The organism is Roseomonas chloroacetimidivorans (assembly GCF_049629625.1).
In the GTDB taxonomy this organism is placed as follows: Bacteria; Pseudomonadota; Alphaproteobacteria; order Acetobacterales; family Acetobacteraceae; genus Roseomonas; species Roseomonas chloroacetimidivorans.
Window position 1 is genome coordinate 15,082 of record NZ_JBNBZS010000035.1, and the last position, 22,571, is coordinate 37,652.

General features: G+C 67.3%; 27 protein-coding genes. 6 read left to right on the top strand and 21 right to left on the bottom strand.

Annotation, left to right across the window (positions count from 1 at the left end; genetic code table 11):
- Positions 1-2 precede the first annotated feature (2 nt).
- The 12 genes from ACO1BU_RS22250 to ACO1BU_RS22305 form a co-directional block, all read right to left on the bottom strand.
- Positions 3-1,484, bottom strand: a complete 1,482-nt coding sequence (locus ACO1BU_RS22250) for a phage tail sheath subtilisin-like domain-containing protein (protein ID WP_424138167.1) — start codon at positions 1,482-1,484, stop codon at positions 3-5.
- 6 nt (positions 1,485-1,490) lie between these two features.
- On the bottom strand, positions 1,491-1,685 hold the full coding sequence (locus tag ACO1BU_RS22255) for a DUF2635 domain-containing protein (protein WP_424138168.1): 195 nt from the start codon (positions 1,683-1,685) through the stop codon (positions 1,491-1,493).
- Between the two features lie 9 nt (positions 1,686-1,694).
- Positions 1,695-2,249: a hypothetical protein gene (locus ACO1BU_RS22260; protein WP_424138169.1), complete on the bottom strand. Its 555-nt coding sequence runs from the start codon at positions 2,247-2,249 to the stop codon at positions 1,695-1,697.
- Complete coding sequence (locus ACO1BU_RS22265; protein ID WP_424138170.1) at positions 2,246-2,557, bottom strand: hypothetical protein; 312 nt, start codon at positions 2,555-2,557, stop codon at positions 2,246-2,248. The genes ACO1BU_RS22260 and ACO1BU_RS22265 overlap by 4 nt, the downstream gene beginning before the upstream one ends.
- Before the next feature lie 17 nt (positions 2,558-2,574).
- On the bottom strand, positions 2,575-2,904 hold the full coding sequence (locus ACO1BU_RS22270; RefSeq protein ID WP_424138171.1) for a DUF2190 family protein: 330 nt from the start codon (positions 2,902-2,904) through the stop codon (positions 2,575-2,577).
- Between the two features lie 78 nt (positions 2,905-2,982).
- A complete protein-coding gene (locus ACO1BU_RS22275) occupies positions 2,983-5,283 on the bottom strand; it encodes a head maturation protease, ClpP-related (protein WP_424138172.1) in 2,301 nt (766 codons plus the stop codon).
- 48 nt (positions 5,284-5,331) lie between these two features.
- Positions 5,332-6,999 (bottom strand): phage portal protein, encoded by a 1,668-nt coding sequence (locus tag ACO1BU_RS22280; protein ID WP_424138173.1) that lies wholly within the window; start codon positions 6,997-6,999, stop codon positions 5,332-5,334.
- A gap of 10 nt (positions 7,000-7,009) precedes the next feature.
- Entirely contained in the window at positions 7,010-7,234 is a 225-nt protein-coding gene (locus ACO1BU_RS22285) for a hypothetical protein (RefSeq protein WP_424138174.1), read from the bottom strand.
- 3 nt (positions 7,235-7,237) lie between these two features.
- A complete protein-coding gene (locus ACO1BU_RS22290; RefSeq protein ID WP_424138175.1) occupies positions 7,238-9,367 on the bottom strand; it encodes a terminase gpA endonuclease subunit in 2,130 nt (709 codons plus the stop codon).
- Positions 9,360-9,908, bottom strand: coding sequence for a hypothetical protein (locus ACO1BU_RS22295; RefSeq protein ID WP_424138176.1), 549 nt, complete (start codon positions 9,906-9,908; stop codon positions 9,360-9,362). The genes ACO1BU_RS22290 and ACO1BU_RS22295 overlap by 8 nt, the downstream gene beginning before the upstream one ends.
- A 291-nt stretch (positions 9,909-10,199) precedes the next feature.
- Positions 10,200-10,973 carry a hypothetical protein gene (locus ACO1BU_RS22300; protein ID WP_424138177.1) on the bottom strand — a complete coding sequence of 258 codons (774 nt, stop codon included), beginning with the start codon at positions 10,971-10,973 and terminating at the stop codon, positions 10,200-10,202.
- Positions 10,970-11,284 carry an AAA family ATPase gene (locus ACO1BU_RS22305; protein WP_424138178.1) on the bottom strand — a complete coding sequence of 105 codons (315 nt, stop codon included), beginning with the start codon at positions 11,282-11,284 and terminating at the stop codon, positions 10,970-10,972. The genes ACO1BU_RS22300 and ACO1BU_RS22305 overlap by 4 nt, the downstream gene beginning before the upstream one ends.
- A 91-nt stretch (positions 11,285-11,375) precedes the next feature.
- On the opposite strand from ACO1BU_RS22305, the gene ACO1BU_RS22310 reads away from it, so the two are divergent.
- Both ACO1BU_RS22310 and ACO1BU_RS22315 read left to right on the top strand, forming a co-directional pair.
- Entirely contained in the window at positions 11,376-11,633 is a 258-nt protein-coding gene (locus ACO1BU_RS22310) for a hypothetical protein (RefSeq protein ID WP_424138179.1), read from the top strand.
- A 44-nt stretch (positions 11,634-11,677) separates the two neighbouring features.
- Positions 11,678-11,935 carry a hypothetical protein gene (locus ACO1BU_RS22315; protein WP_424138180.1) on the top strand — a complete coding sequence of 86 codons (258 nt, stop codon included), beginning with the start codon at positions 11,678-11,680 and terminating at the stop codon, positions 11,933-11,935.
- Positions 11,936-12,662: 727 nt separating this feature from the next.
- Here ACO1BU_RS22315 and ACO1BU_RS22320 read toward each other — a convergent pair.
- The 9 genes from ACO1BU_RS22320 to ACO1BU_RS22360 form a co-directional block, all read right to left on the bottom strand.
- On the bottom strand, positions 12,663-12,956 hold the full coding sequence (locus ACO1BU_RS22320) for a hypothetical protein (RefSeq protein ID WP_424138181.1): 294 nt from the start codon (positions 12,954-12,956) through the stop codon (positions 12,663-12,665).
- A 106-nt stretch (positions 12,957-13,062) separates the two neighbouring features.
- Entirely contained in the window at positions 13,063-13,788 is a 726-nt protein-coding gene (locus ACO1BU_RS22325) for a DUF6456 domain-containing protein (RefSeq protein ID WP_424138182.1), read from the bottom strand.
- Positions 13,785-14,303, bottom strand: a complete 519-nt coding sequence (locus ACO1BU_RS22330) for a hypothetical protein (protein WP_424138183.1) — start codon at positions 14,301-14,303, stop codon at positions 13,785-13,787. The genes ACO1BU_RS22325 and ACO1BU_RS22330 overlap by 4 nt, the downstream gene beginning before the upstream one ends.
- Positions 14,300-14,686 carry a hypothetical protein gene (locus ACO1BU_RS22335; RefSeq protein ID WP_424138184.1) on the bottom strand — a complete coding sequence of 129 codons (387 nt, stop codon included), beginning with the start codon at positions 14,684-14,686 and terminating at the stop codon, positions 14,300-14,302. The genes ACO1BU_RS22330 and ACO1BU_RS22335 overlap by 4 nt, the downstream gene beginning before the upstream one ends.
- The gene (locus tag ACO1BU_RS22340; RefSeq protein WP_424138185.1) at positions 14,683-15,162 is read right to left on the bottom strand and encodes a hypothetical protein; all 480 of its coding nucleotides are present in this window, start codon (positions 15,160-15,162) and stop codon (positions 14,683-14,685) included. Before ACO1BU_RS22340 ends, ACO1BU_RS22335 begins: the two co-directional genes overlap by 4 nt.
- Before the next feature lie 257 nt (positions 15,163-15,419).
- Positions 15,420-17,798 (bottom strand): phage/plasmid primase, P4 family, encoded by a 2,379-nt coding sequence (locus tag ACO1BU_RS22345; RefSeq protein ID WP_424138186.1) that lies wholly within the window; start codon positions 17,796-17,798, stop codon positions 15,420-15,422.
- The gene (locus ACO1BU_RS22350) at positions 17,795-18,109 is read right to left on the bottom strand and encodes a hypothetical protein (RefSeq protein ID WP_424138187.1); all 315 of its coding nucleotides are present in this window, start codon (positions 18,107-18,109) and stop codon (positions 17,795-17,797) included. The genes ACO1BU_RS22345 and ACO1BU_RS22350 overlap by 4 nt, the downstream gene beginning before the upstream one ends.
- The gene (locus ACO1BU_RS22355; RefSeq protein ID WP_424138188.1) at positions 18,106-19,392 is read right to left on the bottom strand and encodes a hypothetical protein; all 1,287 of its coding nucleotides are present in this window, start codon (positions 19,390-19,392) and stop codon (positions 18,106-18,108) included. The genes ACO1BU_RS22350 and ACO1BU_RS22355 overlap by 4 nt, the downstream gene beginning before the upstream one ends.
- The gene (locus ACO1BU_RS22360) at positions 19,389-19,856 is read right to left on the bottom strand and encodes a phage regulatory CII family protein (RefSeq protein ID WP_424138189.1); all 468 of its coding nucleotides are present in this window, start codon (positions 19,854-19,856) and stop codon (positions 19,389-19,391) included. Before ACO1BU_RS22360 ends, ACO1BU_RS22355 begins: the two co-directional genes overlap by 4 nt.
- A 69-nt stretch (positions 19,857-19,925) precedes the next feature.
- Here ACO1BU_RS22360 and ACO1BU_RS22365 point away from each other — a divergent pair, with 69 nt between their 5' ends.
- From ACO1BU_RS22365 to ACO1BU_RS22380, 4 genes are all read left to right on the top strand, one after another.
- On the top strand, positions 19,926-20,279 hold the full coding sequence (locus tag ACO1BU_RS22365; protein ID WP_424138190.1) for a hypothetical protein: 354 nt from the start codon (positions 19,926-19,928) through the stop codon (positions 20,277-20,279).
- Positions 20,280-20,542: 263 nt separating this feature from the next.
- Positions 20,543-21,286, top strand: coding sequence for a helix-turn-helix domain-containing protein (locus ACO1BU_RS22370; protein WP_424138191.1), 744 nt, complete (start codon positions 20,543-20,545; stop codon positions 21,284-21,286).
- A 75-nt stretch (positions 21,287-21,361) separates the two neighbouring features.
- Complete coding sequence (locus ACO1BU_RS22375) at positions 21,362-22,153, top strand: BRO-N domain-containing protein (RefSeq protein WP_424138192.1); 792 nt, start codon at positions 21,362-21,364, stop codon at positions 22,151-22,153.
- Positions 22,154-22,176: 23 nt separating this feature from the next.
- Positions 22,177-22,542: a hypothetical protein gene (locus ACO1BU_RS22380; RefSeq protein ID WP_424138193.1), complete on the top strand. Its 366-nt coding sequence runs from the start codon at positions 22,177-22,179 to the stop codon at positions 22,540-22,542.
- Positions 22,543-22,571: the final 29 nt, after the last annotated feature.

The window sequence follows — 22,571 nt, forward strand, 5'->3', positions numbered from 1 at the left end:
CCTTACAGCGCGCCGGCGACGCCCACGGCGTCCCGGAGTTGCGCCTGGATCGCCACCTGCCGCAGCTGGTCGATTGGCACGATTGGCTCGATGCCGTTCACCCGGCACCGGTTCTGGCTATCGCGCTCCACCACCAGCGCGGCGGCGTAGGCGTCGCTGTTCTGCACCAGCCCGTCCGCCTCCATGCTGCGATAATGGGCGATCAGGCCGCGCTTGATCATCGAGGGCGTGACGATGCGGTTGCCCGGGATGAAACTGGTCCCGTCATCGGCCAGCTTCGCGCGAGGCCAGGTGCTTTCCACATAGATCCGCTGGCGCCGCAGTATCTCCGCGATCAGGTAGTTCCGCTCGACGTCGAGCAGGCTGTCGTCAGGCTGGTCGAAGGCATTCTTCTGGTAGGTGGTGATCAGGCGCTCGATCCGGACCTGCCCGTCGTCACCGACCGTGAAGGTCCCGATGCCCGAAAAGAGCAGCGCGTTCCTGTCCGCGAGGCCCCACTGCTTCTCCAGCGGAGGCGCCTGCACGTTCAGCGCCACCGTCTGCAGCGGCAAGCCGGGGTCGGCGCGCAGGCTGACCGCCGCAGCGGCCGTGATGTCCGCCGCCCAGATCCAGCCCGGCTCCGGCGCGCTGTCGGCGCCCATGATGCAGACGTGTGGGTCGTTCCGGCTGGTGCCGAGCGTCGTGACCGTCCCGAGCGTGCCGCCCGCGCCAGCGAAGGCCCCGCCATAGAGCATCTTCGACCACGACCACCGGGCGGCCAGATGCGCCTTGAGGGCATCCAGGCTCGCCGCATCCGTGTAGGGCATGGCGATGAAGTCGAAGTTGGTGTCACCGAGGAGCGCCAGCGCGTTCGTCAGGGGCGTCACCGGGTTGCCAGCGCCCCCAGCCGGCTGGGTCACCGTCCAGGCAAGGCCATGCGGAACCGCGTCGTCCGTGCCGGTAACGGTGATCTCGTTCCCGCCCAGGCCTTTGTTCTTGGCCGTCAGCGTGACCGTGGTGCCATCGGCAGCGGCCGTGACCGGTAGATCGGGCAGAGCGCTCACCGCTGCGGCGAAGGCGGTAGCGGCCTGGGCCGTGGTCATGGCGGCCGAGACGGCGATCGCCACACGCTGGCCGGCGACCTTCCGGACGAAGGTGCCCGCCGCGGTGGCCGGGGCCGTGAAGGCGATGCTGCCGGCCGCTACCGCACCCGCGCCATCGTCGGCGAGGGGCAGGAGGTAGACCGGGCCGAAGTCGTCGCGATTGCGGTACTTCTCCGCCATGAGGGCCAGCATGGAGCCCTGTCCGGCCTTCTGCTTCACCCAGCCGACACCCTGCATGAGCACCGGCACGCCGGCAGTCAGCGTGCCGGTGGCGAGCTGCTGGCCGATGATGAGGGCCTTCGGCAGGGCGCTGCCACGGTTTGCCCGGGTCGCGTCCAGCTCGGCGAAGAAGAGCGGCGTGCGCAGCTGGCCGCCGCCCGGGATCTCGTTGAAGGAAACCACCGGGCCTTACTCCTTCGCGGTGTTGGTGGCCGCCGCGCGCTGCGGAGCAGGGGTGGAGGGCGGGTGCGTCTCCGTCACGTCCTTATCGAGGACGCGGCGGGTCCAGTATTCGGAGGGTGTCACCTCGCGGCCTTCCTTCGGCAGGAAGTCGCGCAGCTCCGGGTCGGGCACCTGCAGGCCCCTGGCGGGCTTCACAAACATGGCGGGCTCCTACGCGGTCGGAATGGATGGATCGATTGCGGGGTCACCGAGGTGCACCGTCACGGTCTCGCATTCGGACGCGTCGGGCTCGGCCAAGGTGAAGATCTCGTCCCAGACGAGTTGGAACTGCATGGTCGCTTCCACCTCGACGGCGCCCTCTTTCTGCGCCGCCTCAATCTGCGTATCGACGGCGGCGCAACGACGAATGATGCCGCCCTGAGGCGCGAAGAGCTCCGGGGCGCGCAGGATCACGCGCTCGACCTGACCGGCCAGCGCCTCGCAGCGCGCTTCGACCTGCTCAGGCACCGTGCCCTCCACGAGGACGCGCACGACCATGTTGGCGGCAACATCGAACTGGTGTTGCCAGCCGCCCTGGTTCACGAGCTGCTTCTTCTCGGCATAGCCATAGACCAGCAGGGCCGGCTTGGCGTTGCCGCCCACCGGCCAGACCCGGGCACGGTAGACGCGCTCCCCGACATCAGGGATGCGCTCCTTCAGGATGCGAGCGACGACATTCCGGACGTCGGCCCGCCAACCGGGGCCGACAGGCTGGGCCGCGCTCATTCGGGTGCGTCCGCCAGGGGCAGATCGTACCAGCCACGCGGGTCGTTCAGAACATCGGTGACGATGCTTCGCCCGCCGGCAACGACAACGAAGCCGCCCTGCTCCGGCTCGACCCACTCAGGGAAATCCGCGGCGCGCAGGCGCAGCACGTCCCGGAACTGCGCAATGCCGCCCGTATCTTCGGCGTCAGACGAGAGTGGCACGCCGGCACGAAGCAGGACGCCGGTCAGCCCGGGCAGGCTCACCATCCCGTCCGGCGAGAGATACTGGACCGGCTGGCCATAGACGGCCATGACCGCGTCCAGCATCGCCCCGAACTCCATGGTTAAACCGGCTGGCCGGCGAGGCAGACCTCGACGGTCGTGTCCGCCGAGGCCTGGGCCTTGGTCGCGGCGCCGATCAGGCGGTTCCCGGTGGCCGTGGTGGAGACCACCTTGTTGGTTGCGTCCCAGTAAACCTTCTGGAATTGGGTGACGGCCCCGGTGGCCTTTGGAAGCCGCACCACCCCGACCCGGCGGCCAACGCCATCTTCGCCGGTCTTCACGGCGGTGGTGGAGACGAGGAAGTAGGCGCCGAGGACGAAGGCCTCGCCGGAAGCGCGGTCGACGTCGGCCGTGAAGCGAAGCTGCTCGCCGACCTGGACGAAGTTGTTCATGGCACTGCTCCGCGGGCCGGGCCCCGCAAGGCACCGGCACCGCCATCAGGGTTGCGGGAGGGAGAGGACGGTGGCCGATCAGGCCGGGCCGGGGTTGTAGTAGACACCGACCCAGTCGATCGGCGCGGCCTCGTAGTCGAGGCTGACGCGGACCTTCAGGCCGAAGGTCTCGAAGCTCGCCTCAGTCGCGACCTGCGGATCCTCGACGCCGTTCAGCAGGGAGACCGCGATCACCGGATGCACATCGGGGTCGGCCATCAGCGCCCAGGCGTTCGCGGGGAACGATGGCTCGTAGACCAGCTCGTAGTTGCCCTGGAACGTGTTGTTGCTGTTGTCCCCGGCCGACTTCTCGCTGCTCAGGATCTTCATGGCCTCGCGGCGGCGATTGATGCCGACGATCAGGTAGCGGGCGCCGAGACCCAGCGGCTTGCCCGCGACACGCGCCTGGTTCGCCAGCGCCTGCTCCGCTGCCGTCAGGCTAGCCTCCGTGATGGCGGAGCCGGAGGCGGCGAGATTGCCGTGCGCGGAGCTCAGCCAGGGCTGGCCGTCCGTCATGGCATACTCGGACGTGGTGCCGAGCAGGAACGGCCGCCACACGCGGCTGGAGAGGCTGCGGGCCGCCATGGCGCCGTAGGTCACCCCGTCCTGGGTGAACTGGGTCAGGTCGTTGTTGATGATGGCCTGACGAGAGAAGGCGAAGGCCTTGGCGAAGGTCTTCAGGCCCAGACGACCCAGCGCGCGGGCGATCTGGCCGTAGGTGACCTCCTCGTGCTCCAGCACTTCCTGCAGGTCCGGCGTGTCGAAGGCGCCGGCCACGTCGCGCGGGCGGAAATTGTCGAAGTCGTAGGTGCGGGCGATCTTGCGCCACTCCTGCGAGGTCCGCTGCGCCGTGTCGATGACGATTGTCTCGATCGCCTGCCCGAGCAGCTGACCGAAGTCGCTGGTCGTCTGCATGCCAACCGTCGCCGAGGCGAAGACCGCTCGGTACAGCGCCTCGGTGGAGAGGCGGGCGCGCTGGCCCGTCCGCATCTCGTGGAACTCGGCCGCCATATCGCGCATGGACAGGCCCTGCATTGGCGCGGCCGCGGCGACGATCTCCTGGCGCTTCACGCCGCCCTTCTTCGCCATGGCGGCGACGATGGCCTTCGTGGTGGCGGCCGGCGATGCGGCGGTGGTCGCCCCGATGATGGCCGGGCGGCCGGCGTGATCGCCCGACAGCGCGTCGAGCGCGGCGTCGCGGGCCTGCGCCTCGGTGGCGCCGGCAACGAGCTGGGCTACCACCCAGTCGTTCGACAGCTTCGCCCGGGCCGCGATGGCCTGGAGCTGGGCGAGGGTGGCCTTCATACGGGGGTCCTCCTGCGCCGGAGGAGCCGGCGGGTTGCTAGGGGCGGGGTTGTGCGCCGTGGGGCTGAAGGGGGCGCGGCTGTGCGCCGGCGGGAGTGCGGCGGGGCGGGACGCCAGCGGGGCGGCCGGCGCCGTCAGGGCCGCCACCGCGCGAAAGGCCTCCGCCGGCGGATGCTTGAAGGTCTGCAGCACAGCGGTGGAGCGGGCCGCGACGCGGCGCCCGCGCGCCTCGGGCGTGTCCTCAGCCGGTGCCGGCTCGGTGCTGGGCGGCGGATCGGCCGGGTCAGCCGGGCCTGAGGGCTGAACCGGCTCGACCAGCGTTTCCACGCGGTCGGCGAAGCCCTCGGTGACCGCCTCCTCGGCGGTCATCCAGGTCTCTGCCGCCATCAGGGCCTGGATGTCCTCCAGGCTCTTGCCAGTGCGGGCCGCATAGAGCCCGGCCATCGTCGCGTCGACCTTCTCCAGGACGGCGATGGTGGCCTCGTGCGCCGCGCGATCACCCATCGTGAGGGCGGCGCTGTTGTGGATCATCAGGAAGGAGGCGGGCGCCATGACGATCTCGTCGCCCGCCATGGCGACGAAGGTGGCGCTGGACGCCGCCACACTCTCCACCACGACCACCTTGCGACCAGGATGGCGCGCCAGGATGTTGTAGATCGCGAAGCCCTCGAAGGCGTTCCCGCCCGGCGAGTTGATGCGGATCAGCAGCTCGCGGTCGCCCGCGTCGCGCATGGTCTCCAGCACGCCCTGCGCGGTCACCTCCCAGCCGATCTCCCCCATGATGAGGATCTCGAGCGGACCGGTGTCGGCGGCCCGGACGTTCGGCGCCACGCTCCGCTCGGAGAGGGGTGAGGCCGCGACGATGGCGGTCCGGTCCTGCTCAGCACCGCGCTCCCGCAGAAATGCGGCGATGCGCGCCGCCGGAGACGCGGGCTGGGGCGGGTTGGGAACCGCGCTCGCGAGAATGGTGCGCGGTCCGCCGCGCAGCGGACGCAGCAAGGAGCCGATGCCCAAACGGGGCCCGGAATGGGTCATGGTTGCCTCATGTCTGTTGCTGGGCGCGGGCTCCCGCACCGTGCTGGTTCAGGCCGCTGTCTTCCGGGCGGCTCGCCGGTCGCCGCGGCGGGCAAGGTAGTGACGGACCCATGACACGGGGCCGTCGTCGCGCTCCTCTGGCGGAACCGCGCCGGGCCGGGGGATCGCCGCGCCCGTGGCCGCGATCTCGACGGCGGCGTTCTGAGCCGGGTTCTGCGCCCCGCCGGCGTTGGTTATACGCCGCGGATCGCTGTCGAGGATGATGCCGCGGTCATCCAGCATCGCGTTCGCGTCCGCGATCTCATCTGCCTGGGCCTGCGGGTCGTAGCCCATGGAGGTGACGGCCTGCGGCCAGGTCTCGAAGCCAGCACGGACCGAGGCGACCATCGCCGGGATCTCCCGGGTCGGGTCCACCATCTCGGCACGTGGCGGCGACCATTCGACCGGATAGCCGCCCTCGCGCTCGGGCAGGGCTCCGAACAGGATGGCCGCTTGAATGAAAGCGTCCCAGATCGGCTGGCACATCATGGGAATGTGCATGAGCCACTGGTCCTGCTCGACATCGCGGCGGAACTCGATCTTGCCGGCCCGCAGGCTGCTGTAATTCGCCTGGCGCAAATCGCCGGTCAGCTGGTCGTAGGTAACCCGGAAGCCGCTCGCGATCGCCATCAGCTCATGAAGAGCGAACGGCTCGAACGGCCCCGGCCCCGAGGGCTCAAGGAACTTCACGTCACTGCCGACCGGCAGGTTCGCCACCATGCCGGGCCAGACTTCGGCCGGGACGGCGCGCTCCTGCGGCTCCGCCGGCGCGGCCTCCTGGCCGAAGTCCATTTCCATTGGGTTCGGCGTCGTGGTGAAGACGCCAACCAGCGCCTGCACCTTCGCCTGCTCGACGGCGGTCTCCTCGTACTCCTCCAGCCGGCGGAGCCTTAGCAGCACCGTTGCTGCGTCCGGCACGCCGCGGACCTGCCCGGCCCGCTGGGCGTGGGCCCGGACCAAGTGGATCATGTCGGCCGCCGGGATCGTGTCGTGCCGGACACCTCCCGCCAGGTCGGCCGCCGCGGCGCTCTCTCCCGGATGACGACGCAGCAGGCGGTAGCCTGCCCGCCGCCCCCTGCGGTCGAACACCACTCCGTCCACCACCCGCGAGCCGTCCGCCGGCGGCTCCGCAAAGAGTGGCGTCGCATCGTCCAGCAGGTCCGGCTCCAGCACCTCCAGCTGCAGCGGCACGGCTAGCCCGAGCTGGCGCGCTTCGGCGCCGGGCAGGCGGATGAGCCGGACCAGCGCCTCTCCGGCCTCCAGCCGGGTCCGGGCAGCCAGGGCTTGCTGGCCGTAGAGGTTCAGCCGCCCCGAAATGTCGGACTGGGCGACGAAGCGGTCCCAGAGGGCCAGGACGGTCTTGTCCGTCGCGGCATCGCCCGTCTTGCTCCGGGGCGCGATGCCGTAGCCGATCTCGTGGGCCACGCGGATCTGCACCGCCCGGGCGCCGTAGGAGCCGTCACGGATCACCTCGCGCGACCGGCGCCGCAGGTAACGTAGCGCCGGGCCGAGCTCGGCGTTCGGTCCCCGCGCCGACGCTGGCCAGTCTCGGCCTCGCGGCGCCGGCTGCCCGGCCTCGAAGGCCCGGATCTGCCGGTGCAGCTGTGCGCGTGCACGGGCCCGTTCCAGGCCGCGGTGCGGCGAGACTGCCGCGACGGCCCGGTCGATCCAGTTCATGCGGCGCGGCTCAGAACCGGCGCATGTTGATGCGGGTGAACGACATCCGCGTAGTGACCGGCGCTCCGCGGCGGACAGCGTCCAACTCGGCCTGCAAGTTCTCCAGCGTCTTCGCGTCGTTGGAGCCGTCGAAGCGAGTTGTCATGTCGCCGACGCTGACCAGCGACACGCCGCCCACCATCCGCTTGCGCACGGCGGCGAGGTCCGCCTCGATCTCCTCCACGCTGCGAGCCATGGCTTACCTCCTGAAATAGCCCCCACCAGGACGGCCGCCGGGCCGACCCAGGTAGCCCTCGGGCTTCCTTGTCGCCGCAGCGGCAGGTGCCGCCGCGGGGCGCGGGGCGCGTAGTGTCGGCGGGGCAGGCACGACTGCAACATCAGCGACCACCAGCGGGTTCACGTCATGCGGTGCCGCCCAGGGGGGCGGGCTGTCCCAGTTAATCCGACCGATGCCGTGCAGCCGTGCCAGGACGTGCGTCCCAACCATCTGGTCCGCAGCCTCGTTCCGCCCACCCGTGACTGCCTTGCGCCAGGTGCCGTTCGGCCGACGCTGCTCAGCGACGAGTTGCTCGAACCAGGGATGCGGCGGACCAGAGCGATCCTTCAGCCCCTCGGGCAGGTGCACGTACCAGGGGCCGGGCTCCGCCCGGGTCAGCGCGAGGGCCAGGTCGTCCTTGAACAGGTTCGCGTTGAACCGTGCGACCGGAACACGCCCCTTGGCCACGGCGCTGGCTGCCCGGTCCTTCCTAACCTCATCCGGGTAGACCACCTGCAGACGGGGCGCGTTCAGAGTGGGTGCGCCCTGGGTCAGAACCACGTCCCAGACGTCGCGCCCGCTCGCCACACCCAGCTTCCGAACCTTCCCGGCACGCTGCCAGCGCAGCCATGCCTCATAGGCGCGGGACGTGACCCCGGCCGCGCCGCCCATGTCCATGCCGACGGCCCGCGGCCGCAACAGCCGCCCGGACCCGTCGGCCAGCGGCAACGGGGTCTGCATCAGATCCAGCAGGTCGTCCCAGGCCTTTGGGTCGGTCGCGCTCTCCGCCTCTGGCCTCTCGACCCGCAGCACCACGCTCTCGCCACCCACGCCCCAGCCGCGCCACATCGGCTCGAAGCGATTGGCCTGCACGTCCGCCCAGACCGTGACGAACCGGACCCACGCCGGCACTACCCCCAGCTTCAGCGCAGGGTCCGCCCGCTCCACCAGCACCTCCGCCTCGACCGCGCCAATCTTGCGGGACGGCACGAAGGGGAACCCCCACTGCTTCACCACGACCTGACGGGCCGTCTTCTCGTCGCCCGACTGTTCCGCGTCGCGCTCGGCCGAGACCCGCGCACGGGCCAGACCACCAAGTCCCCCATCCGCGAAGGGGCTCATCACCCCGACGATCCAGGCGCCATAGGTCGGGTTCGGCAACAGCGCGCCGGTCACCCGCCCGTCCCGGCCGATCTCTTCGCCGATCCCGACCCAGCGGCCGGCGGCGTTCATCGCCTCGCGCTCGCCGTCCTCGATGTCGCCCTCGCACACCGGGCAGCGGAGGCGGGCCATGTCCCGCACCTCGTCCAGCGGCGCATCGGCGTCATAATGCAGCGCCATGAAGCGCGACGCGCCCGGGTTCGGGCTGCTGTGCGCCCCACAGCGCGGGCAGGGCCACCACCACATGCACCGCGTACTGTCGCGGTACACGGCCATGATGCCCTTCTTCCAACCGGCCGGGGACAGTCCCACGGCCAGGTCCGGGTGAGACAGCATGAAGAGGCAGCCGTCGTCACCGAAGACCTGCTTCCGCACGTCAAGAACAGGCTTGGCCTCGCCTAATTCGGACAGGTCGTAGTTGTCCACCTCATCAGCGACGATCCGCACGCCGTTCTTATTGATGAGGTTGTTCTTGTTGAAGCTCAGGAACTCGGCCTGCATGGAGCCGAAGTCCTTGAACCCCATGCTGTCCGCCGCAGGGTCCGTTCCGAGGCGCTCCGCCATCCGCGGATGGGCTCGGATCATGGGCTCGATCCGCTTCTTGACGTATGCCTTCACGCCCGGATCGGTCTGCATGTACCAGAGAAAGGAGGCCGGATCGGTCTCCACCGACAACTGGAACCAGTTCTCCGCGATCGTCGTCTTCGCGCACTGCCCGGGACCAGGCACTGCAACGGTCCGGTACAAGCCCGAGGTCAGGGCGTCAGAAGGGCCTGCCAGATAAGGTACGCGCGAGGCATCGAACTTCACCGGCTCTTCGCCGATACCGTCCGTGAGGTAGCGGTTCCGGGCCGCATACTCCGAGAGCGCTAGCCGCTCCGGCGGGATCAGGGCCTGGAAAGCATCCAGTACCAGGGCGTCCGCGTCCGCGAACGGACCCGGGTCATTCATCAGCATCAGGCAGACCCGTCTGCGCCAGTCCCGCCACGAAAGTGCGGAGCCGATCCTCGACCATTCCCCGCAGAAGCCGCTGCTGCTCCTTCGTGAGGCCCAGCGCCTTCGCGACATCCGCAACGAAAGCGCCGGTGAACTCGCGCCTCAGACCCGTCAGGCCGCGCACCAGAGCGCCCTGCATCTGCTCCGCGATCAGGAGGCCGCCAGCCTCGATCGCCATCTCCCGCTCCATCCGCAGCACGCGGAGGGCCATGAACTGCTGGTTCGGCGAAAGCTCGCCGTCGTCCTTCGGCAGATCCTCCGCGAGACGCGCCAGCGCCGCCTCAGCGTCGAATTCCCAGCTATCGCCGTTCCCGCTGCCCCGGCGAAGGACCGGGAAGAGCGGGTCCCGCGCGATGCGCTCATCCAGCGTCGTCCGCGAGATACCGGCCTCTCGGCAGAGGTCCCGCTTGTTGACGATCCTCGGCTTAGGCGGAGCGATCGGCGACTGCGGAACGCGGCGCGTGCGCTTCGGCTCGGCCGCCAGCGCGGCGCTCATCCAGACACCTCATTGTTGTTGTCCAAGCAATTTTCGGTCCCAGGCACGAGAGAGCCGGGGTTCGAACAGCCCGTGGCGGTGAGCAACCCTGGGAAGGACCCGCGCAATAATATTGCTTGATCGGGTAACTTTGTTGCTCACCTACCCTGACCAAAGTTCAGCCCCTGAACCCTGGCCTGAGTTCGACCGCCATGCGTGAGGTGTTAAGCCAGCCCTGTCAGCCTGCGCCCGACGCATTCATTTTCATGCGCCATTCACGGGCTATACGCACTTCGGCAGCGCAGCGAAGGATCAGCGTGCCGTCCTGATCGCCTTAGCAAGGGCTGCCCGCATCTCCCGCGGAAAGCTGGCCTTCATGCTCTGGGTCGCAACTGCGAAGAACTGGAAGCGCGCTGCATAGGTCGGCGTGGCCTCCGTGATCAGGAAGACCGGCTTCACCGCCTGCCCAAATCCGAAGCGGAAGCGCTGATAGATGCCGGGCTTGAGCCCTCCACCCCGGCCACCCAGGCCCTGCTTCTGGCCTGGAATGATGGCGAAGTATTCCTGCCCGCGCCGCGAGCCTCGACTGCGGCGACGCGAGTTAGCATTTCCGTTGAACCCCGATCCCCCCAAGGCTTGCAGAGAGGACAGCATCTTCACGATCTGCCCGGTCCGCACGTTGCCGTGGCGATCGATCTGTGCGCCCGGTCCCGGGACAAGGAAGCCGTTGCCCGGCACGATGCCCGCCGCCCTCAGGCGCCGTTCCGTGGACTTCGCCACGCGGGCGCCACCCTCGACTTCTGGGCGGAGATAGCGCCCGGCCGGCACGCCCTTGGGCGCAAAATCTCGAAAGCCAACCTCGGCCGTCAGTCGGTCCCGCCCAGCTGGACGGATTGCAACCGAGTTGAGCGTGAAGGGCACAGGCTCATCGAAGACGCTTCGCATCTTCGCCTGCAAGTCCACCTTCGCCTGCCGGGCCGAGGCATTGAGGGCCAATCGAGTGGCGAACGGGATCTGCTTCTTGGCCAACGCATCCAGCCCTCGGGACACCTCCCGAATGTCGGCGCGGATATCGAGCTTGATCATGCCGCCACCTCCACCTGCACCCAGCGGCAATCCGCTCCGGTCTCCCGGGCCACCGCAAGCCACCCGGCACGGTCCGCCGGTTCCAGGTTCCAACCCACGGCGCAGACGCTGACGCCGGCCCGGAGAAGCTCCCTGGCCATCCCGAAGGTGGCGAGGGTGATGTGCCACTCGTCCACCGGGTGGCGCAGCAGGTCACGCACATGGTCCCGGGCAATCATGGCTTGGCCACGGTAAGCGACCAGCGCCTCCGCAATCAGGGACTTGCCGGTGTCGGGGCCGCCAGCGATGACGGTCAGGACCGGCTTCACCATCCCGCCTCCCTGGCCTTTACCAACCGCGCTTTCCTGATCACGGTAACGAGACGGCGCAGCTTTCCCCTGCCCCAGATGTTAACGCTGACCGATGCCGGAGCGCAAAAAGTACGACGACAGCAGTAAGGAGCCAGCGCCGCAGACCGAGCGCTTCCTTCAGGCGGTCGAGGCTCATCTCGCCGAGCAAGAACGACTGCTCGCCAGCTTCAACACCCACATCTCGCCCGAGGACGCTTCCGCGACGGCCGCTGTTCTGCAGGAACTTCGGGACACCCTGGAACGCATGCGAGAACAGTTTTGCCGGTCCAAGCCACCAGCGGACGATCTATCTTTGGGCGGTTGGACCTGAGAAGCGGGGGGCGCGCCTTGGCTTCGCCATGCTACGCTCCTCAGATGTCCCACGACCCTCCCCGTAACCCCCGACTACGTGTCTTCTCTCGCTGGGGACCGATGGGCGGGCCGACCTACGAGTATCGGGGCGCTATCATTGAGGTGAACCCTCTGCGGGCGGTTTACTCGTTCACCTTGGGAGGCTTCCCCCCAAGAGGATGGGGCAACATCGCCGACATCGAGCAGATCATCCGGCTGGTGGATGCTTGGCTGGACACCGGGAAGCTACCACCTCTTCGGCTTGTCGACCCCGAACGGTGATACGGAAAGCAGCGCTAAGGGACCTGAGAGGGACTGGAGCTTGGCTGCAAGCGCTTCAGCTCCGCCCTCCCAGCCTCGAGCGCCTCCTCGCTGCCTTGGAATGACCTCGGGCTCGTGGCCACCGTCTTGCCGTCCATCATGATGCGTCATTGCCAGCGGTCAGAAACACGGCCTCGTCTCTCCACCACCACCCTGCTGTCCGGCGGAAGCGCGTCGATGTGCTTTCGTGTCGCCATAACCCCAGCCTTCTAAGGCAGAGGCACGAATGTGGCAGCGCGCCACACCTATGGCCAAAATATCTTGTTCTCGCCCAGCAACGGCCATTAGCACACACCACCTGCGGGCCGCTCGAAGCAGAAACCACTCGCTTCAGCCCCTTCTGGAGCAGCGATGCCTACCAACCCCCCGTCGAGGCCCCAGCCTCGCCTGATTACCCCTGCATCTGGCACATCCGGCCCCATCTACGAATACCGGGGCGCCACCATCCATTCCAATGGCGCTGGCACGAACTTCGTCGTGAGCCTGACCAGTCACAGTGGCTCCCCACAGGCATCATGGGGCGGCCTGACCCATCTGGGTGCAGCCGTGAGGGCAATCGACCTTTGGTTAGATACCGGCAAACTGCCAATCGACCGAGGCGATTAAATCGCGCCCACAGGCCTGTCCACATCCGTGTTGCACGGGCCTGAAACGCGCAGCGCCCGGGCCATAAACTGGCCCCGGGCGCTCAGAAAGATTTGTGACAGCGACGGCCTCGTTCCTTCTGCTGCACAACCTTGCGTCCTGCCTCGAAGGCCTCTTCCGCTCCCTTGTAACCATCGGCGGACCGCTCCAGCACCTTGCTGCCGCGCTGAACAATCCAGTGCCATGAGGCCTTTCCAGGCCCCATCTTGAGCACACGAACTTCCATGCGCTCATGTGCAGCGTGATAGGCGCCGAGTGCTGGGTCAGACATGGGACACCAGGATCTGTATGAGGCAATAACGCCGACCACCGCGGATGGTGAGCGGATGATGTCCACATCGATGTTGCAGGGGTCAGAAACGAAGCGCCCCGGCAGTCCAGTGTACCCCGGGGCACAGCTTCGGAGAAGCGTGACAATTTCTGCCCCGTTTGGTCCCCCGCCGTCAAGCGCCTTCATCGGCTGGATCGGCGTCCCAGTCCGGAGGCGGGGTGACATCCCCTACGGCGTAGAAGTCAGCCAGCCGTGCCAAGGCCTCCTTCAGGGTGACAGCCGCCTCGCCTTTCCGGATGCCCCTGCAGGCCGTGTAGTCCTTCAGCGTGCCGCGGCTGATCACCACCCAATGGAAGACGCCGGCGGCCACCAGCCCAATGGCCTGCCGCCACGCCCGCTGCACGCGCTGCTGGGCCGCCCACTGGCCCGGCGCGCCCTCGTTGGAGTGGGTGTGAGGGTGACGGGGCGGCGGGGCAGGCAGGCCGGTCGCCATACGAGACAAGGCGCGGGCCAGCGCCTCGGCCTGATCCCTAACGCCGTCCGCCCGGTCCAGGTCCTCCCGGAACTCGTCAGCCGCGACGTAGAGGCGGTAGTCGATCGCACCCGTCTTCACCATGCGCCGGAGGGGGTCACGCAGCCGGGCACGACGAATGCGCGGACCTTTCGGCTGGGCTGGGTCCACCGCATCCACTGCGATCAGGCGTCGGCTGCGCCGCTGGTGTGCCGGCCCCAGGTCCGCGCCGGCCAGCAACGGGTCCGGATTGCCCGGGTGGGCGTCAGCGACGGCGACCGCGCGGGCACGGGTGAATTCCGCCTCGGCACGGGCCAGCCGAGCCTGCCGCCGTGCCAAGCCTTCGGGGGACATGTCGGGAGGGGCGGGGCGCTGCATGTGGCTCATGCGCCGATCCGCTCCGGAACACGGCCCCAGCGCCGCCGGAACCTCTCATCATCAAGCCGGCGTGCCTCGGTGGCGGCCTTCTCGCTGAGGTTCACCCGGAAGTGCCAGATGCTGTCCGGCGCAACGGTCAGCCCCATGGCACGCGCGGCGATGATGAACGCACCCTCGCCCACATAGTAGTTCGCCTCGGGGTCCCTCGCCTTATGGAAGCGCTCGGCGACGTGCTTCCAGCCGTATGTGCCGCGGGCGCGGTTCACGCTCTTGATCCGCGGCGCCCACTCGATGAACTCGGCGGCACGCAGCACCTGGCCAACACCGCTCTCGATGAGCGTCCCCTCCCGGCGAACGGCATAGCGCTCTTCAGGGGACTGACCATGCAGATCACCCCGCCGCCGCTCGAAGGCCCAGTCGAAGATGCCTCCCCACCAGAGCAACGGGTCGGCGTCGAGCGCCGCCTGGATCACCACCTGCGGGTCCGCCTGGATCTGGTCCAGGGTCAACGCCTCGATCGTCATGCGCACCACATCCCTTTCGGATCGTTCAGGTCACCGATGCCGTCCCACCATTTGTCGAGGGTGGCCCCGGCGAAATTGGAGAAGCCTGGACACAGGTCTTCCACCCTGTCCGACACGGTTTGCATCAGGTCGGTACCGCCGTTGATCCAGAGCTTCAGGCCACGCTCGCGGACGTAGCCTTTGAGCGCGGAGCGGACCGGATCCTTGAGCAGGCCGGCCACCCGCTCTTCCGGGCTCCTCTCCCGACAAAGGTCGGCAATGGTCAGGACTTCGAAGGGCGGCAACGGCTCCCCGGCCGCTCGTTTCCGCTTCACCTCCTCATCCTGGGCAATGCAGTGCTGGCGATAGGCGGCCATGCAGGCCGCGATCATCTCGGCGCTCACCGGGGCACCCCCGTCAGGGCCGGCCGCTCTGCTCCCCAGGATGCCAGCACGTCCAGGCAGCGGCGCATGGACTTGATGTCGCGCCAGGGCGGGTTCCCGTCGTTGTAGAACCACTCCTGACGGTTATGCCTGATCCGCTCCGCGGGGTCGCAACGCAGCGGCGCCACCTCGCCCGTCCGTTCCCAGATCGGCTCGTAATCGCGGTTGTAGAGGACCTCCCTGCCGGTCTCGTCATTGACGTAGACGCCACAGGGGAGCGCCAGGCGCATCGACACGAACGGGACCGGGATCGGCTGCGGCGTGATCTTCCGGACTTCCGAAGGCGTTGCCTCCAGCTCCCGGCAGGCGTGGGTCAGTAGGATCAGATTGCCAAGGTGTTCGACCACCTGAGCAGCGCGGGCATGTCTGCCCACTCGCCACCAGCTGCAGCGAACCAGCGTGCCGACCGGCAGGGAACGCTCTAGGTCGCGGGACATCAGCGCCTCCGAAGATCGTTGCCAGTGCACCACCAGTGAAGCACCAGTGCATCACTTTCGGCCGTAAACCTTTGATAGTGTTGGCTATGCATCACTTTGGCCCCAAAACTTCCATACGTGCGCGCAGGCGCGCAGACGCACGCGCTGGCACGTCTGTGCACGCGCACATGGGGAAAGTTTTCGGCCTGAAGTGATGCACTTGCTGCACTATCAATGACTTGCGAAGAAAACTGGTTCATCGGTGATACACTCCTGCTTCACTGCCGCCACATGCCGGACTGCTCCTGACGCATCCCCGCGCCCTTGCAGCCCAGGCCAAAGAAGCGGGGACCGTCCGCCAGCCGCTTTCGGGTGATGCCTTTGCCCGCTGCCTCAACCCGCTGCGTGAAGGAATTCATCCCAGGCAGGTTCTTGAAGCCCTCGTCCAGCGCCCAGCGGGAGAACTTGTCGTAGGCGTCGCGCGTGCGGGCCTGTGGAATATAGTTGCCCTTCGCGTATTCCACCTCGTCGCTCTCCAGCCAGCCAAGCACCGGGTCCGACGTGAAAATCCACTCAGTGAGTGCTGTGACCGAAGACGCAGGCGTGGTGAAGGTGCGCGCCGCGATAAGGCGGCTGGCTCCGCGCACGGCCCAATCCAGCAGGAGATCAGCCTCCTCTTCCCCGATCCTCTGCCCGATATGCTCGACGCGCTCTTCGAGGGGGATCACGCGGTTGAAGACCAACATCATCAGCCGCCGCCGGACACCGCGGTCCATGCCACCCTTGAAGGCGGGCAGGTTGTTTGTGGCGTAGACGTGCTGGGCGCGGGGCTCCATCTCGAATGCGCTCTTGTAGACATCCCGGACTGTCATAGGCTCGCCGGTGATCACCTGCTTGAAGGTCTCCGACGCGATGGCGTCTGAGAGTGATAGCTCGTCGGGAGCGTTGAGCAGCTTCCCCGCCAGGTGGCACAGGAAAGTCCGATCATCGAACTTCGCGGGGGAGATTGTAGCGACCGCATCCTTCGGAAGCAGAGAGCGGAGCAGGGCAAGGATCTGGGATTTGCCGTTCTCGGCGTTCTTCCCGTGCATGACGAGCGCTTTTGGCTGGATCAGCCGCGTAGCAGACCCCAGAGCCGCGATGCCGGCGACTTCGGCCAGTAGGTCGATCTTCTTTCGCCGGTCCTCCCGTCGCAACTCCATCTGCTCGGGCGTCTCTTCCTCCTCAGCTTCCTCCATGAAGCAGCCGGTCAGCAGCTTGTTCAGCAGGGATCGCTCGCGCTCCTCGCGGCTGAACTTCCGCGGCCATGCCCCGACCAGCATGTGGCGCTGCCGATGGTCCGGATGATGCCCCCGGATGGAAGCCACTCCCGCCTCATCGAAGGTGATGAACCCGGTGGCACAGTTGATGCCGATCGCGGCCTGCGCGAAGAAGCGCGTCCTGACGAGCAACGCCCGCATGCAAGCCAGCACGCTCTCCACTCTCGCCTTGCTGATTTTGACGTTGGAGACCTCACCTTTCGCCGTCTTGAAGAGGGCGCCATCGTAGATGAAGACGGAGCGCCAGAGACGGTCAGGCTCGATCTTGGCCCAATGCCGGCCGTTGTGGTGCCAGAACTCCCCCTCGTCATGGACAACCTCGCCTAGGGTGGCGGCAAGGTCGTCGGCTACGCGCTGAGCGATCTCCGCATCCGAGCCAATATTCAGCCAGATGGCCGGGGCGCCGCCCTCGCTCTCGGGTGGGCGGTTAGATGCAGGGCGGAATTTCGGCGCCTCCGCCTCAGCTTGGTCCTCTACAAGCTTGAGAAGCTCTTCAGCAGTACCGCCGTCCTCCACCCAATCCGAGACGTCACCTTTGGGGGCGAGCGCCGGCAGACTGAGTATTCGGACACGCCGGGCGGTGCCCCCGACGTTTGCCGCCGCCGCCTTGGCATGCGACCGACCCACCGCATCGTTGTCCGGCAGGATCACCACGTCTTTGTCGCGGAAGAACTGCGCAAAGGAATGCGGCCACTTCGGCTTGTAGGGGCGTCCGCTCTCAGGTTCCTTCCCGGCCCCGCCAGGATTGCACGTAGCGACGAAGCCTAGCCGCTCCAGTGTGTGGACGTCCTTCTCGCCTTCGACGATGAAGATCAGTCCCTCCGCCGCCATAAGCTTCGGCAGACGGTAGGGAACGGGAGCGATACCTTTGACACTCCAGTTCCAGCCATCCCGACCCTGCGGGTCCGGCCTGCGCTGGCGGAAAGTCTTGCCGCCATCCGGGGTCCGAAAGCGGCAGACCTGGAACAGCAGCTTCCCGTCGGCATCCGTGTAGTCGTAGGTCGCCACCAGCGTACCGAGGCCCCCTGAACGGGCGCCGCGCTCCGCTTCCTCGCGATCGGGAATGTCGGCCCCGACCTCACGCCGGAGCCAATCAATTGCGTCTCCGCCCTTTAGCCGCCTCTCCCGCTCCAGCAGTTTCAGGACGCCCCCGCCCTCGTTCGCCTCATGATCGAACCAAGTGCCGCGCTTCTCGCCGCTGAGGCAGACCGAGAGGCTGCCATGAGACCCGAAGCGCAGCTCGTCCTTGCTGGAAAGGTGCTCGTTCGGCTCCCCGAAGAGCTTGCGCGCCACCGGGCCGATGTAGCGACCAAAGTCGATTTCGCCGGCGGTGCTCAAGCATCCCCCGCCCGCTTCAGCATCATCCGCACGGCGTCGCGGCTCATCCCGAGCCGTTCGCCGATCCCGGCGTGATCATGGCCCTGGGCCTTCATCTCCCGGGCGATCCGTAGGCGCCGCGCGGTGATGGGCCGCGGCGTCCGGCAGGAGTGCTTCGACCGCAGCCCGGCCCGGACGGCGCGCATCCGGGCAGCGTCACGGCTGATGCCGTATTGCTCGCCCAACTCGGCGTAGGTGGCGCCGGCCTCCAGGACCGCTGCCATGAAGGTCACCAGGGGCTGCGAGGCTCCCTGCTCTCGAGTGGCGCTCATGCGAGCACCACCCGCGGGAAACCCTCGTTCGTTCTCGATGCGTCCGGCAGGTGCAGCCTGGACAGCGCCTTGCCCCTCACCCTGGCGTTGAAGGCGATGACGGCCAGCGCCGCCGCGTCGATCTGCGCGATCCGCTCCTTGCGGCCCAGGGCGTCGCGGAGGCGCAGGTGCAGTTGGTAAGCCGGATCGGTTTCCTCCGGCGCGCGTCCGCTGTTCACCAGCTCGGCGAACTCGAACACCTTCTCCTCAGGGTGGTGCCGGAGCGCGACCACCAGCACCATGCCGAAGGGCGCCGTGCGCGCGGGCGCGAAGCGGTGGCGCTGGATCACCTCGGCCACCCGGCGGATGTCCGGCGTGCCCTGGACGATCTCCATCAGGCGGTCCGGCTCAATCTGGCCGCTGTACCGAGCCATCTGCCCGGCGTCGTACATGGCCAGGAGGCGCGCAATTCCGGCTTGAGAGCTGGCAAAGCGCTCGCCGGCCATAGACAGGATGGCGCCTGCGGTGCGCCGCATCCCGCGGCCCGTGGCGACGAAGGCGGCCCGCTCGATGCCGAAGCGGATATCGAGCGGAGCCGCGATGCCGCTTCGGCGGATGGCCTCCAGGCGGTGCTGCCCATCCGAGAGGATGCCGTCCCTGCTGCAGATGGCCGGCTCTCCCGTGAGGTGCCAACGCCCCTCCTTCAGGATCCGCACAAAGCCATCCACGGCCTTGTGGTTCATCGGCCGGTTCGCCGTGTTGATCTTCAGTGCCCACCCGGCGAGGGCGGGTGTCACAAGGCCCGTCTTCGTGCCGTTGAAGGTCAGGACGAGGTCAAGGAACTCGTCCTCGGTGGCAGCTATGGGCGCGAGGTCTTCGGCGCCGTGCGGGATACCGGCATGCGGGGCGGTTTCTGTCGCCGTAGCAGGAACCTCATTGCCGGATTTCCCGGCACTACCCTCGGCGGCTGCCCCGAAAGCCTCCCGCCGAGCATGATCGAGTGCGGCCGTGCTCGGGCTGGGCATTGGCGTCTCCTGCCGACTGGGGCTGTCCTGGGGCATGCGGAGCGCCGCCATGCCGCGCACGACCTGGAAGAGAGGCAGACCCAGCTCCGCGCGGCGCGCGTTGACCCGGCCGACCTCCAGCCGCCCATCCACCGCGTGCACGCCATTGGCCTTCGCCCAGGCGCGGGCGCCCTCGACGTCGATCCGGACGCGCTCGCCACCTTCCTCGGCTGCCTGCAGAGCTGCGGCGACGCTGAACCCACCGTCGCGGGTCCTGGCGGGAAGCAGGGTGGTGCTCATGCCTCACCGCCCGGCGCAGGGGTGAACGCCGCCACTGCCTCGGTGGCAGCGCGAACTACATCCAGCATTTCGCCCTGGATCGCCGCGTTGTCCTGATCGCTGAGATGCCCATCGGATAGCCCTGCCGCGAGCGCCTGCAGCGCTTCGTTGGTCTCTCTGGCGACCGCCGCGACCTTCGCGATGGCGTTCCCGACCGACGCGCCGCCGATCTTCTCGATCCGGTAGCCAGCGCGCCGCGCCACCTCCTCCAGCAGCTCGGCGTTTCCGGTCACCAGCGTCAGCCGGATCAGCACATCGATCGGCATCATCTGCGCATGGTTAAGGCTCTGGTAATTGCCCAGCATCGTGGCGCCCACACGGCCGCGAAGAGCGGCTGCTGCCGCCTCCGTGCCGCCTGCATCCTCATTCAGGGCACGGGTGAGGTGCTTCAGCTTGGCGTCTTCGGGGGTGAGCACGAAGCTCATGTGCGAAGGTCCCACATGACAGGGTTGGCGTGGTGCGAGACGTTCCCGCCATCAGCCGAGGGGCATGCGATGAGCGAGACGATGGGACGTGTGGAATGCCTGGTGGCCGAGGACGGGATGCTGTCCCGCGTAGCCCTGTGCGCGGAGACGGTGCTGCTCGACGCGGCCGGCGTGGAGACGCTGATCTGGGAACTGGCTGCCTGCCGGGCCGCGATGCTGCCGAAGCGCACCGCCTTCATGTTCGAGGGCAGCCGGATCAACCTGGGCGAGGCCGTTGTCACCACGCATGCGGACGGGCGCGAGGTCATCGCGGTGATGCATTCGGGGCTGGGCTGGGTGGGGGCGCCGTCCGATGCCATCAAAGGGCGGTCTCGCCCTGAGCAATCTGTACGCTCGCATCTGGCTGGTCGGGGAAGTCCGTAGGCACCACTGCCTGAAGCTTCCGCAACGTCTCGAGCGTAGGGTTCCAGTCGACGTGGTCGAACCGTCTCAACGTTGTGTCTCTGAGGCCAGCCCGGACCGCCAGCCGCCCCTTGCTGAGCCCCGCTGCCTGCGCGTAGGCCCGAATGCGCCTGATGGATGCCTCAATCTCCATGACCAACGCTTAGCCGCATTAAAATGCGATTTCAAGGAGGATCGCATTAAGATGCGCTCGCGCACGGCCTGGACTTATCGCAGGAGAGGTCATGGCCAGCGATGATGCGGACCGCCTGCGATCGGTCCTTAGATCCCGGATGAATGACAAGAACCTATCAGTGACCGCATGGTCTCAGCGGGCCGGTCTACCGGAGAGCACCCTACGAAATTTCTTCGCGGGCAGGTCCGAGACACTGACCTACGCGACCCTGTTGGCCCTGGCCCGCGCAGTCGATCTGCAAGTAAGCGACCTTATAGATCCTGCCACCGCGCCTCAACGCATCTACATCATGAATGAAGCGAAAGCCGATATATGGAAGCCCAGTAGGCACTGGGAGGACGTGCAGCCTTCCCACGGAGCAGGATGGATAGAAGTTCCAGAAGACCCACGATATCCAGGTGTAGAGAGGCAGGCCATTTCTGTTGGCGACGATGCGTTCGATGAGTATTTCCCGCCAGGTTCAATCCTCATTTATACGCGCTTTAAGTATGTAGGGCGCGCACCGAGCGTGGGCGATAAAGTTGTCTGCGTGGAGTTGAAGGACCAAAAGCCGGGGTGGTTCCGGATCGTTGACTGGACGCACACAAGAATAAGTATTCGGGAGATCGTTCGTTCTGATGGTCGCGACTGGCTTGCGCTTCGCTCTCGGTCTCCGCGGTGGCACCAGCCGATTGAGGTACCAAACATGAACAGCCGCGATTGGAACGACCTGGACCACGAGCCGCACCTTATCGAAGGACAGAACGTGGTCTTGGTCGCCGGCTTGGTCATCGCAAGCTATCGGCCAGAGTAATCGCATTCTAATGCGGTTTCGCTTGACCAACCCGCATTAGAATGCGAGTGTGCCTCCACCACCCCGGAGGCACGCATGTCCGAGACCGCGTCCGACCAGCTTACCCCCGCCCTGCTCCCCTTCGCCTTCGAGGGAAAGGAGGTCCGGGTCGTCACCATCGGCGGTGAGCCGCATTTCGCTGGCCGGGATGTGGCCGATAGGCTGGGCTACGCCGACGCAACCAATGCAATGAAGCAGCACTGCCGTGGGGTGGTGAAACACCACCCCATCGTGGATGCTCTCGGACGGGAACAGAAGGCGCGGGTCCTCACCGAACCCGACGTCCTCCGCCTCATCATCAGCAGCAACCTCCCGGCGGCTGAGCGCTTCGAGCGCTTCGTGTTCGAGGAGGTGCTGCCCACCATCCGCAAGACCGGCTCCTACTCGGCGCCCAGCACCTCTCACTTCCTCCGCGCCCCGGCGGCCGAGAAAACGCTCGACAGCTTCGTCAACATGGCCAAGCGCTTCGGGCTGGACGAGCCGACCGCGTTGCTCGCGGCGTCGCGTGCGACGCAGGCCGAGGTCGGCCTGAACCCGATGCAGGCGCTGGGCATCACGCACATTGAGGCGGCGAAGCAGCGCGCTATCGTCACCCCGACGCAGATCGCGCAACGCATGGGCCTCAAGTCTGCCCAGGTCGCGAACAAGCTCCTGCAGGATCGCGGCTACCAGACGAAGGAAGCCGATGGCGAGTGGAAGCCCACGAAGAAGGGCGAGGCATTCAGCCACTGGGACCTGACCGGCAAGAGCCGCAGCGACGGGACGACGATCGCGCAACTCCGCTGGTTTGAGGACGTCGTGGATGCCCTCCAAACCGAGGCGGCCTGAACCTTTCACATCAGGAGATTGATATGGACACCCCTACCACGCCCAAGCTGCGCGGCGTGTTCGGCATCGAGGGTTGCTGCAAGGCAGTCTGGCCGCTGAACCCGTACGAGGAAGAAGGCCTCGACCTCAGGGAAGCGCTGGAGCAGAAGGCGCGCGACACGGCTGCCGATCTGCTTGATCAGCCGGACGCCGCCTGGGCCGCCACCTGCTCTAGCATGTTCGAGTTCCACGCCACGCGCACCCCGCAAGGCATCTACGCCTTCGTTGTGGTTGCGGGAGATGCCTCTCCCCAGCTGCTGGAAGAGACGATCCAGCCGGCTCCGTCTGTGCGGCGCCTTCTGTCCGTAGAGGACCTGGCGCTCGCCCTCTCGCCCGCCGCTACCGCCTGAGACCCCGCGTCCGGCGGAAAAGGTGGGCA